Source organism: Clostridia bacterium, assembly GCA_017410375.1.
Classification (GTDB): Bacteria; Bacillota; Clostridia; order RGIG6154; family RGIG6154; genus RGIG6154.
In genome coordinates this window covers 66175-78775 of sequence record JAFQQW010000058.1, presented here as the reverse complement: position 1 = coordinate 78775, position 12601 = coordinate 66175, and the positions used below count along the sequence as shown (strand labels likewise).

The 12601-nt window shown below is 44.4% G+C and carries 7 protein-coding genes; all 7 read left to right on the top strand.

The window, feature by feature from the left end; genetic code table 11:
* The first annotated feature begins 283 nt into the window (after nt 1–283).
* The 7 genes from IJE10_09300 to IJE10_09270 all read left to right on the top strand — a co-directional run bounded on the left by IJE10_09300 (nt 284) and on the right by IJE10_09270 (nt 12596).
* On the top strand, nt 284–5275 hold the full coding sequence (locus IJE10_09300) for a hypothetical protein (protein MBQ2968299.1): 4992 nt from the start codon (nt 284–286) through the stop codon (nt 5273–5275).
* 858 nt (nt 5276–6133) lie between these two features.
* Nucleotides 6134–7381: an aminotransferase class I/II-fold pyridoxal phosphate-dependent enzyme gene (locus tag IJE10_09295; protein MBQ2968298.1), complete on the top strand. Its 1248-nt coding sequence runs from the start codon at nt 6134–6136 to the stop codon at nt 7379–7381.
* 14 nt (nt 7382–7395) lie between these two features.
* Nucleotides 7396–8046: a sugar transferase gene (locus tag IJE10_09290; protein ID MBQ2968297.1), complete on the top strand. Its 651-nt coding sequence runs from the start codon at nt 7396–7398 to the stop codon at nt 8044–8046.
* Between the two features lie 3 nt (nt 8047–8049).
* Complete coding sequence (locus IJE10_09285) at nt 8050–9012, top strand: ATP-grasp domain-containing protein (GenBank protein MBQ2968296.1); 963 nt, start codon at nt 8050–8052, stop codon at nt 9010–9012.
* Nucleotide 9013: 1 nt separating this feature from the next.
* Nucleotides 9014–10285: a hypothetical protein gene (locus tag IJE10_09280; protein ID MBQ2968295.1), complete on the top strand. Its 1272-nt coding sequence runs from the start codon at nt 9014–9016 to the stop codon at nt 10283–10285.
* A gap of 21 nt (nt 10286–10306) precedes the next feature.
* Entirely contained in the window at nt 10307–11464 is a 1158-nt protein-coding gene (locus IJE10_09275) for a glycosyltransferase family 4 protein (protein ID MBQ2968294.1), read from the top strand.
* A gap of 1 nt (nt 11465) precedes the next feature.
* Nucleotides 11466–12596 carry a glycosyltransferase gene (locus IJE10_09270; GenBank protein MBQ2968293.1) on the top strand — a complete coding sequence of 377 codons (1131 nt, stop codon included), beginning with the start codon at nt 11466–11468 and terminating at the stop codon, nt 12594–12596.
* Nucleotides 12597–12601 lie beyond the last annotated feature (5 nt).

The following is a 12601-nucleotide window of genomic DNA, read 5'->3' as shown; positions in this document are numbered from 1 at the left end:
TTAAAATAACCCATTTATGGGTAGCAAGTAATCGTTGCATGGCTGGCAGGCCAATAAAAAGCGCACTTGTGCGCAGCCAGTATCGGGTAGGGCTATGCCCGAAAATGAAATACCACCGGCTATGCCGGTGGATTTTTATTCAAAATAAAAAAGTGTTGAAAAAATATAAAAAGGTGTGTATAATGAAAATGGTATAGTATTTTAAAAACCAACAAAATGCTATGTAAAATTGTTTTGCGGTTTGATACAATAAAATTATATCGGATAAAAAAGGAGAACGAGGATGAAAAAAAGAGGATTGGCATTGCTGCTGGTATGCGTCATGGTGCTGTCGATGGTACAGATTGCACCCGTAGCGGTATCGGCAGAAGAAGGCGAGATTATTATTACGCCTACCGCAGAGACTTGCTTCGAGTTTACCGGATGGACAGGGTCGTCGGGCTTGAAGCGGTATGATGGTAAAACCACAGCGCCCATCGGTGGCGGTGTGGCAAAGTTTGAAGCCCCGGCAACCCTTTCGGGCTGGACAGATATTTATTACTGGATTCCAAGCTACGCATCCGGGTATACTTCGGGCATTACCTGTACCGCAACGGTCATTTTAACCGATGCGGAGGGCAATGAAAAGCGGTTTACGGTGTATGTGGACGAAGGAAACGGCGGATATTGGGCAAAGATTGGCTGTGCCGATCTTTCGGCAACCGAAACCGAAATTTTTAATGTCACCACCGGTTCGGGTACATCCCGTCTGACAAATGTTAAATTTGTGCCGGGCGGTTCTCCTGCGTATGTGGTAACCTTAGACGATTTTACCAGCACGGGCGGATGGAAGGATGTTTCGTATGACGGGGCGTATAACGGTCGTGTATTCCAGTCCGAAAGCACCAAAAACGGCAATGCGGTTTTAATCACCGATAAACTGCCTGCCGGGGAATATTATGTGTATGTACATTCTGTGGACTTTGCTTACAGAACGGGCGCAAGACCGTTTTGTCTTGTGGCAAACGGTGCAGAATACAGAAAGACCGAAAGCTTAAACTTCGGTACGCATCTTAAAGGCACAGAGCTGGAAAATACGGTTTCATCCGATAAGGATGTAACAGCTTATTTCAACTGGGAAAAAATGGGGTATCCGAGTGATACCATCACGGTAGGCACAGACGGCAAGCTGCAGCTGGAATTAAAGCCTCTCGCCACTTTTGCGCGTGTGGACGGTCTGCTTCTTACCACAGACCCCGATTTTGTGATTTTTGATACCATGGACGGTGCGGTGGCTTCCTGCGAGCGGTTCCCCTCGCTGATTCCTTTTGAAGAAAATATTCCGTTCCCCGAAAATGCAAAGGGAGCTTTGAGTAATGTAACAGACACAGCTGTACTATCTAATGATTATACCACCGTATCCTTTAAAAAGGGTACTTCTGCGGGCAACCGTACAGTGGTGCAGAGAGAAATCAAGGTGGGCGATGTAACCACCGTGCCCTTTGAAAACGGCGTGGGCTTCTTAGGTATGTATGCAAACAGCGTTATAAACTATCAAAGCGGCGGGTATTACGGTGTGTTTAACATCAATATGCCTAAAGAAGATGGCACAAATCTGCAAAAAAACACCTCTAACGTGTTCTATGCAGGTGCGCCTGAATGGCTTGTGCCGAATACCTTAGAGCAGATTGACCCCAATACCGTTCGCATGACTGCTGACGGTACATATGTATCACTTGTTGCGGACTGGACCCTTACGGCAAACGACAAAGAGCCGAAGGTTACCGTAACCTATACCGTGAAAAAAGACGGTGAATACTCCTTTGGTCTGTTTAATGAAGTAAACGAAATTCCGAAGAGCAAGGTCGGGTATGTGTTAAATCCGTACCGCTGGCAGGAAAGTCGGTATCCGTCACCCGGTGTGACCATTACCGAAACCAATGCCACCACCGACCACACCCAGATGACCTATAAAATAAACGATAAGGGTCAGGAAATTTCGCTGGGCGTTGCAATAGACCAAAGCTCTATTGACCTGACCGTGCCGGTGGAAGGCTCGGAATACGAGGCAAATCGCTGGGTACATGATACACCTGTACGCACCAAGGTCAGCACCTGGACAGAGGATAAAAATGCAGACGGTACATATAAAGAGGTTGTGGTGGATTATACCGAAGAAAATGCGGATTTTGTTATGAACACCACAGGTGTAGACGGAGGCATTCTGCCTGCAATCTTTGCACCGAAAATGGCAAGTATGGATTCTGCTTTCAAGGCGGGAGAAACCTATACCGTTTCCTACCGTCCGCTGTCTACCGTGTCCACCTTGGGCGAAAACCGCGGTTGGTATGACATGTACAGACATGTGGCAACCGATTTACGCGGTGTGTATGACTACCGTGACAATTACTTCTCGTCCATGACCGATGCGGCGTTTAACATCTTAAATCTGATGAAAGACGACTGGGACAGCGGCTGGAGTGACGAAATGATTGGGCACTACAATATTGAGGACTCCCACTGGGCAACCAATTCCAACGGCTTAACCTACCTGCAGGCATATATGCTGACCGAGGACAAGGATTTGCTGTTTAACAGAACGCTTCCCACCATGGGCAGTATGCTCACCCGAAGCGGACACCATATTCACCGTAAGTTTTCTATCCGTAACCAGTCGGAGGGCGGTCTGAACAAGGAAATCGACTTTACCACCATCGGCATGGGCAGTGCGACCTTTGAGGGTGCATATCTCATGACCCAGGGTATTATGCCGGTATTCCGCGAAATTTCTAAAAAGCGCGTGATGCTGACAGGTGTGGAAAATGCAGGCATGAATCTGCAAAACTCCACCGATTATTACTGGTATGAACGGGCAAACGGCTCCACCGATTTTCCGCTTACCATACAGCATGCGGATTTGTATAACGAAAAGAGAGCATTTATCTCTGCAAACAATGAGGTGGACAGAGAAAGCTTTATCAATATCAGCTACACACCGCAGTTCCAGGCACAGTTTGATGCCTATGAGCTGACCGGTGATACCAAATATTTAGAGGGTGCGGTAGAGGGTGCAAGACGATTCTTACCGTCCTTGCGTATTACCGATATGCCTGAAAGCAAATCCGATTTGCGTGTGGAAAATACGCCACAGTTTATTACCCTTGATAAGTATGGCAGAAGCAGTGCCTGGTCGTATGACGATTTCAGATACCGCAGAGGTGCCATTATGGAAAATACCGGTGAAACGGTCTGGTCCAACGGCGCGCAGTATAACGAATATACTGTTCGTGGCTATGATGAAAATGCTATGACGGTCAAAGACATGACAGGCACCTATCCTGCATGGGTTACCGCAAGAACCGGTCTTGGCGTAGAGCAGTTCTCTACCTGTTTAGAGGGCAGAAACATCTTAATGTCCACCTGGGCAGGCGATGTATTAAGACTGGGTTACCTTTCGGATGACCAGCTGATGATGGACCTTGCACGTTCTTCCATTGTAGGACGTTTTGCAAACTATCCGGGCTACTATTATACCAGCTATACACGGCTTCCCTCGCAGGAAAATTATCCCACAGAGGGCTTTGATATGACGAGCCTTTACTTCCACCATATCCCCGTATTTTTCTCGGCAGTGCAGGATTACCTGTTCTCCAATGCCTGGGTAAAATCGGGCGGTAAGGTCGATTTCCCCAACACCCGAATTCAGGGCTATGCGTGGTTTAACAACCGTATGTATGGTCATGCGCCCGGTGTCATTTACAATGAAACCGATATGTGGCCGTGGCTCAAAGAGGGCACCATTGAAGTATCCTCCAAGCAGATCGACTGGATTGCAGGCCGTAAAAACGGCAGAGCGGCGTTTGTATTGACCAACGCAGGGGACAATGACGAAAGCATTACCGTTACCTTAAATCCCGACCTTGGGGTGCAGGAGGCAGGGGTTGTAACCCTATACGATGCATCAGGTGCCATTTCGACCACCCGTGCGTATAACAATGAAATTAAGGTGACCGTACCTGCAAAAGGCATTTTGACTCTGGCGGTGGACGGTGCAAACATTACCGTGCCTGCGTACAGCACCATTGATTTTGATGAAAAGGGTGATGTATCTCTCGACCAGTCTGCCATCGGCATGATGTATCAGGGTAACACCTATAAGGCAAGCTATAGCGGCAGTGACGGTTCTTACAGCTCTAAAGGCTACAGCCCGAGCACAGGCTACGATGTTAAGGCGTATGCCTTAGCCATGGACACCACCGGCTACCTGGGATACATCTTTGTGGGCGGACGGTCTACCGAGCTTTATGATTTTGTGAACGAAAAGGGTAAAGCGGACATCGGTGGCGGTGACGGCGAGGACGGTATTATAAAATCCACCTTAAAATGGCATTATGAGGGTGACAGCAATGTGAATACCGTGGTAGATGATGTATTCCCGTATGAATTCTGGATTCCTGTGGAGGACAGCGATAAGAAAATTGTGTTTACCGTAGAAACCCAGTTTAAGAACGAAACAAAGTCTTTGGGTAAGGAATATACCATTGCGCCTAAGAGCGTAGAGCTTGAAGATGCAGTAAACAAGACCAATTTTGCACCCATTTCCATGGAAACAGTGATTCAGACCATGGGCGGTGTGTCCGCACCGTTGACCCAAGGCAATGCTAAATTCTGTATTTATAACACAGAAGCGACCCAGAAAGCCTTTGCAGGCTTCAATTTCATGGCAGACGATGCCCTTAAGGATTGCTATTTAAACGGCTACTTAAAGGTAAATGACATAGATGTGACCGATGACATTACAGAGAGCGGATATCTGCTGTTTGACAATGTTAAGATTGTACAGAGCCGGAACAATGCCACCAAAACCCGTGTAGATTTTTCCATTGCAGACCCATTTACCAAGGTGAACAATAATAACCTGGATAGCTGGGCGGTGTATGACAAGGATGGCAAATATTTAGGTGTTGGGCAGAATATGCTCAGCATTGACAACCAGGCACATCCTTATGAATGGGAAAATCTGTACCTTACCAATTCTGCCACCGACAACAGCGTGAAAGTGGCAAAGGATGGCAATACCTATACCATCTCCTGCAACGGTGCGAAGTATGTAAAAGTGCTTACCGTAACCTATAGCAACGGTGTGATGACCGATGTACAGTCCGAAAACGTGATTGTAAGCATCAACAACCCGAAGGTGATTACCGTAAATGCGAACCAGAAGGTTATGGTATGGGATAATGTGATGTATGAAGGCTCGACCTTTGCACCCATATTGCCCGTTATGACGAGATAGTTAAAAAGTTTAATCCATAAACAAAAAGCACCCTGAAATGGGTGCTTTTTGTTTATGGGTGTCGCAACCGATAGGGAGCCTTGCGCGCAATAAAAAATGCGCAGCTTGAAAGCTACGCATGAAAAACGCATGCTTCCAAGTTGCGACACAAGGTTTGTTTCATAAGCTATCAAAGGTATGTGAAACAGAGCATGCATTTTTACCGAAATAAAAATACACACCTAAGATAACTTTTTTTATGAACTTGTGTCGCAAGTACAGTATACCATAGTTTAACAAAATTTGCAAGCACAAAGTTGTTTTACTACAATCTTGTAGAGAACGGGCTTGCTCGTTCCGCCTTTTTCGGCAGGAGCAAGCCCCTGCCCTACATTGTATGAATGGGCAGAACGCTTCAGATGTCAAATTAACGTCTTGCAGGGAAGCACCTACGTATCATTTCGCACAGCTGCTTCTCTGCAATTGAATTTTGCTGCAATTTAACAAAATTTGCAAGCACAAAGTTGTTTTATTACAATCTTGTAGGGAACGGGCTTGCTCGTTCCGCCTTTTTCGGCAGGAGCAAGCCCCTGCCCTACATTGTATGAATGGGCAGAACGCTTCAGATGTCAAATTAACGTCTTGTAGGGAAGTACCTGCGTATCATTTCGCCTTTTTCGGCAGGAGCAAGCCCCTGCCCTACATTGTATGAATGGGCGGAACGCTTCAGATGTCAAAAAAAGAGGCTTTTTGACCGAAAAGAGGGATAGAAAATACGTTGACAAAGATACTGCTTCGTGATATAATTATAAAGAATAATCATGTGTTTTTACATATATAAGTGCGAAATTTAAAAATTGACCATATGGGGGGTAAAGTATGGCACATACAAAAGCGTTCAAGCCGTTCGAAAATCGAATCTGGCTTGCTTCGCCATGCATGCACGGCGAAGAGATTCAATATGTGACAGAGGCGTACGAAACCAACTGGATGTCTACGGTTGGCAAGAATATCAATGAGGTGGAACGCCTTGCGGCAGAAAAAATCGGTTGCAAGTATGCAGTGGCTTTGTCTGCCGGAACTGCGGCACTGCACCTTTGCATGAAGCTTGCAGGCATTAAAAAAGGCGATTATGTGTTCTGCTCGGACATGACTTTCAGTGCAACCGTAAACCCGGTTGTGTATGAGGGGGGCATCCCGATATTTATTGATTCGGAACGGGATACCTGGAACATGGACCCGGTGGCGTTGGAAAAAGCCTTTGAGATGTATCCGGATGTAAAGGTGGTTGTGAGCGTAAACCTATATGGCACACCTGCCAAAATGGATGAAATCAAGGCAGTCTGTGAAAAGCACGGTGCAATTTTAATTGAGGACGCGGCAGAATCCTTTGGTGCTTCTTATAAGGGTGTGCAGACAGGTACATTCGGTACATATAATGCCATCAGCTTTAACGGCAACAAAATTATAACCGGCTCTTCGGGCGGTATGCTCTTAACCGACGATTTGGAAGCGGCAAACCGTGCGCGCAAATGGTCTACCCAGAGCCGTGAGAATGCACCCTGGTATCAGCATGAGGAAATCGGCTACAATTACCGCATGTCCAACGTGATTGCGGGGGTTGTACGCGGTCAGCTTCCGTACTTGGAAGAACATATTGCCAAGAAAAAGGCAATTTATATGCGCTACAAAGAGGGATTAAAGGATTTGCCCGTTTCGATGAATCCCTATAATCCCGAAGAATGCGAACCGAACTTCTGGCTGTCCTGCCTTTTGATTGACGAAGATGCTATGTGCAAGCAGGTCAGAAGTGACAGCGAGGCACTTTTCATTCCCGAAAGCGGAAAAAGCTGTCCCACAGAAATTTTAGAGGCACTTGCCAAATACAATGCAGAGGGCAGACCCATCTGGAAGCCCATGCATATGCAACCCATCTTCCGCATGAATCCCTATGTAACCGCGACGGGCGACGGCAGATGCCGTACCAATGCCTACATTGCATCGGGCGACTATTCTGAAGTGGGCGAGGATATTTTCCATCGTGGTCTGTGCTTGCCCAGCGATATCCGTATGACAGAGCAGGAGCAGGATGTTGTGATTGAAATCATCAGAAGCTGTTTTGAATAAGAGGAGTGTTCAGTTTGTACGCAAAGTTTTTTAAACGATTTTTGGATATTTTGCTTTCTTTTATCGCACTGGTGTGTTTGTCGCCGTTTCTGTTGATTTTTACGATTGTCGGTGCCATTGCTATGCGCGGAAATCCGTTCTTTACCCAAATGCGACCCGGTAAAATTGATAAAAAGACCGGTGAGGAAAAGATTTTTAAGCTTTTAAAATTCCGCACCATGTCCAATGCCAAAGATAAAGACGGCAATCTCCTGCCCGACGAGGTGCGCCTGAATAAGTATGGCAAATTTTTACGTTCGACTTCATGCGATGAGTTGCCCTCTTTAATTAACATCTTAAAAGGCGATATCTCCATTGTAGGTCCGAGACCTTTGTTGGTGGAATACCTGCCCTGGTACAACGAAACCGAACGCCATCGGCACGATGTGCGTCCCGGTCTTACCGGATGGGCGCAGGTGAACGGCAGAAACAGCGTGAACTGGGAGGATCGTTTTAAGCTGGACGTGGAATATGTGCAAAACATCAGCATGTGGATGGACATCAAAATTATCTTTATGACCGCAATGAAGGTGTTAAAGCGCAGTGACATTTCGGAAAACACCAATGCCACCGAAGGCAATTTTGCACAAATCCGAAAAGCTGAGCTGGAAAAGGAAAAGGTGTAAGGTATGAATATTTTGATTTTAAGTGCAGGCACCCGGGATAAAGTGGTGCAGTATTTTAAACGGACGGTAGGCAACAACGGCAAAGTTGTTGCGACCGATATGACCAATTTAGCGCCTGCGGTGCATGAGGCGGACAAGTTCTATCAGGTGCCCCGTATGACAGAAGATGGCTACATAGACATTATTTTTGATATCTGCAAAAAAGAAGAGATTGACGCGGTTTTAACCCTTATTGACCCCGAGCTTTCTTTGCTTGCTCAGCATAAGGACAAGTTTAAAGAATTGGGTGTTACGGTGGTAGGTTCTTCTTACGAGCTTTGCGAAATGTCTTTAAACAAATGGGATATGTATGTATGGCTTCGGGATAACGGCTATAACTGTGCCAAAAGCTATATTGACAAAGAAGAGTTCTTTAAGGAAGTGGAAGCGGGAAAAGCAAAGTATCCCGTGTTTGTAAAGCCCATTTGCGGTTCTGCCAGTATAACCATTTCCAAGGTGTATGACAAGGAGACGGTAGAGAATCTCTTTGCACATCACGAGGGACTGATGATTCAGGAATTTATGGACGGACAGGAAATCGGCGCGGATGTGTATATTGATATGCTGTCGGGCGAGATTGTGTCCATTTTCACCAAGAAAAAGTTACTCATGCGTGCAGGGGAGACCGATAAGGCGGTATCCTTCAAGGATGAAAAGCTGTTTGCACTCATTGAGGATTTCGTGAAAAAAGCAGGCTACAGCGGACAGATTGATATTGACGTTTTTGATGTGGACGGTGCGTATTACATTTCAGAGGTCAATCCCCGTTTCGGCGGCGGTTATCCCCACGCTTATGAAAGCGGATGCGACCACATGACGCTCATTCAGAACAACATCCACGGCATCCAAAACAAGAAAAATATCGGTGCCTATGATGAAGGCATCTATATGATGAAATATAACGAAGTGATGATTCGGAGGTTATAATATGTTCGGTGCATGGTTCAGAAACGCAGGTTTCTGGGTGTCTGATTTTGTATTAGGAAAAGGGAAAAAGCGAAAATGCTATAAAGATATTGCAATACATCAGGGGTTAGTAAGACAGGACAGACTAAAAGCAATATTACAGTATACAATAGCACATGTTCCCTATTATAAGAATATAAAATCACCGGAGTTGTCCGAATTTCCTGTTATGACAAAATTAAAATTCCGTGAAAAAGCAGAAACAGAGTTTCTTTCGGATGAATTTGAAGGACAAAACTTACACACGGTGTATACCAGTGGTTCAACCGGCACACCCTTTAAAGTGGTGCAGAACGCTGAAAAACGAAACCGAACAGTTTGTGATTTAGTATATTGTCATAACCGGATAGGCTGGAAACTAGGCACAAAATACATATTTATCCGGAACTGGGTGAGCAATTATAAGCAGTCTAAACTAAAGTCTTTTATGCAGAATGTTTATAATGTAAACATCGCCACTTTTGATGATGCAAAGAAAAAAGAGCTTGCGTTGTATCTGAAAAAACACAAAAAATGCGTTTTGTTTGGCTATGCGTCTGCGATGAAAGAGTTTCTGCTGTTTATACAACGTGAAAAGATAGATTGTAAAGCATTTAAAGTTAAATTGATTGTATGTGATTCGGATATGCTGTCCATACAGCTTAAAAGGAATCTGGAGCAGGCCTTTGAATGTCCTGTTTTTAATCGCTATGACAACGAAGAGAACGGTTTGTTTGGCATTACAAAGGCGTATGAAGAGAAGCTATATTTGAATACGGCAAGTATTTATTTTGAAATTCTGAAGCTTGATTCGGATGAACCTGTAGAGTCGGGCGAAATCGGACGAATTGTTCTTACGGATTTATATAATCGCGCAATGCCGTTGATTCGGTACGACACGGGCGACTTGGGTGTTTCTTTGGAGGAACGCGGAGCCATTACAACATTGGAACAACTGCACGGGCGTGTTGCAGGACAGTTAACTGCAACAGATGGCAGAGCTGTAAGCAATGTGATGATGGCGGCGGTTACAGAACCGTTTACCGGCATCGTAAAGTATCAGATGGTACAAAAGAAAAATTATGTTTATATTTTAAAATATGTTGGCAGAATTGAGGAATCAGACCGGGAACAGCTTTTAGATCGTTTAAGAGATTGCTTTGGTGCAGGTGAATTTGTTCTGGAACAAGTTGAAGATATAGCACTCGGAAAAAACGGAAAATATCAGACGGCAATTAACGAGGATAAAGTATAAAAAAGAAAAGTGGGATAAATTATGAGAGTTCTTGTGTTGAATCAGAACCTAGGTTCTGATGAGGTAGAACAACTATCTAAAATTTTTGAGGGCGACGAAGTGCATCTTTTAACCGGCAGCGAACCGAAAGAACAGCCGAATATTACAATTCATAAAACAGCACCCCATGACCCTCGCTCGTTAAAAAGTCGTTTTATTTGCTGGATAAAGTACCGCAAAGATGTGCGTAAATTTATGAAGCAGAATAAAAATATGCAATTTGATTTGGTGTATGCTACTTCCAATCCGCCCATTAACAGTTTGCTTGGTGTGTGGTGTAAGAAAAAGACCAAATCTAAATTTGTTTTTATGAACTGGGATATTTATCCGCATGTGGTGGAAAAAAGCACAGGCAATCCCGTTGTGCATTTGATTTGTAAAGGGTGGCATTTTTTAAACAATCGCACTTTCCCGAAAATTGATAAAATTGTGACATTAGGTGAAGTAATGGCCAAAAGCATCAACAAGCCACTAAAGAAAAAGCAGGATATTGCAGTGATTCCGTATCCTTGCGACCCTGATTTTATGAAGCCTATCCCAAAAGAAGAAAACCGCTTCATCAAAGAGCAGGGATTAGAGGGAAAATTCGTTGTGCTGTATTCGGGGAAGCTGGGCTTAGGACACAACATTCCGCTTCTTTTGGAATCGGCTAATGCGTTGGAAGATAAAAAAGATATTCTGTTTTTGTTTATCGGCAAAGGTCCCGGTTGCGATTTTGTGCAGGCGGCAATAGATAATGGTGCTGAAAATGTAAAACTGTTACCGCACCAGCCTGAAGATGTTTTTCAGATGTCTATGGCGTCGGGGGATGTGGGCTTGGTTTCCCAGGAAGATAAAATGTCGGAACTTTTTATGCCCAGCAAAACGTTCAACATGATGGCTTGCGGTATGCCGATACTTGCGGTTTGTAACAAAGACAATGACCTTTACAATACCGTGATAAACAACAATGCAGGGGTTTGTCCCGAAAGCTTAACCGCAAAGGACATTGCATCCTGTGTGCTGGATTTGTATGAAAACAAGGAAAAACGCCTTGAGATGGGCAAAAATGCAAGAAAAGCGACAGAAGAAATATATTCAAAAGAAAGAGTAGCAGAGCAGTTTAAACAACTGTTTAAAGATGTAAAAGAGGGAAAGTAAAATGAGAAAATTACTGATTATGGCATCGCTGTTTCCGCCCCAGAAGAACGGTGGCGGACCTCCGGTGAGCATTATGAATGTGGTGCAGGCAATCAAAAATGATTTTGAAGTTTATATCATTTCTCAGAATTTTGAGGTAGGGGATTCCAAACCGCTTCCGGGCATTGAAAACGGATGGAATACTTTTGATTTCGGGAAGGTATTTTATTGCCCATACGGCAAAACCTCCGGAAAAGATATTTATCCCATTATTGAGGAAGTTCAGCCTGATGTGATTTACCAGAACAGCTTTTTCAGCCACAATCATGTGATTCCCGTTTTGAAATACAAGAAAAAGCATAAAAATGTGGGTGTTGTGATTGCGCCTCGGGGTGAAATCTGCGAAAACCGCTTTAAGCAGGGCTATCTGAAAAAGTCGGTGTACACCAAAGCTTTGAAATGGCTTGGGTACTTAAAAGGTGTAAAATATCAGGCAACAGGCAACGAAGAGCTTAACGATATGGTAAAATATATGGGCATTTCTGCCAAAGATATTTACAATATCAACAATTTTTCTTATGCGGATAACAGCCAGATTAAGCCCATTACAAAGGAAAAAGGCGATTTAAAACTTTGTTATATTGCGCGTATTCAGGATACCAAAAATTTGCTTTACGGTGTGGAACGTCTTAAAAATATCAAGGGCAATGTAACCTATGATATTTACGGGCCCATCGAAAACAGAGAATACTATGACAAGTGCTTTGCAGTTCAGCTGCCCGAAAATGTGAAGCTGAACTATTGCGGTTCGGTAGACCATGAGGATGTGGGCAAAACGGTATCAAAGTACCATGCCTACTACATGCCTACCATCGGTGAAAATTACGGACACTCCATTGTGGAGGGTATGATTCACAAGCGTCCCATTATCATCAGCGATACCACACCCTGGAACGGAATCAATCAGGCAAACGGCGGTTGTGCGTTGCCTCTTTCTGCCCCTGAAAAATTTGAGCAGGCGATTGAAGCCTTTTGCGATATGGAACAAGCAGAATATGACGAAATTTGCAACAATGCAAAGGCATTTATTGATTCCAAGCTCAAAATTGATGAGATTATCAAGCAATATGTGGATTGCTTTAACGAGGTTTAATACAT

Excerpts from the sequence above, each read along its gene's own strand:
- IJE10_09300 (MBQ2968299.1), top strand. The coding sequence starts at position 284 with ATGAAAAAAAGAGGATTGGCATTGCTGCTGGTATGCGTCATGGTGCTG.
- IJE10_09295 (MBQ2968298.1), top strand. The coding sequence starts at position 6,134 with ATGGCACATACAAAAGCGTTCAAGCCGTTCGAAAATCGAATCTGGCTT.
- IJE10_09285 (MBQ2968296.1), top strand. The coding sequence starts at position 8,050 with ATGAATATTTTGATTTTAAGTGCAGGCACCCGGGATAAAGTGGTGCAG.
- IJE10_09280 (MBQ2968295.1), top strand. The coding sequence starts at position 9,014 with ATGTTCGGTGCATGGTTCAGAAACGCAGGTTTCTGGGTGTCTGATTTT.
- IJE10_09275 (MBQ2968294.1), top strand. The coding sequence starts at position 10,307 with ATGAGAGTTCTTGTGTTGAATCAGAACCTAGGTTCTGATGAGGTAGAA.
- IJE10_09270 (MBQ2968293.1), top strand. The coding sequence starts at position 11,466 with ATGAGAAAATTACTGATTATGGCATCGCTGTTTCCGCCCCAGAAGAAC.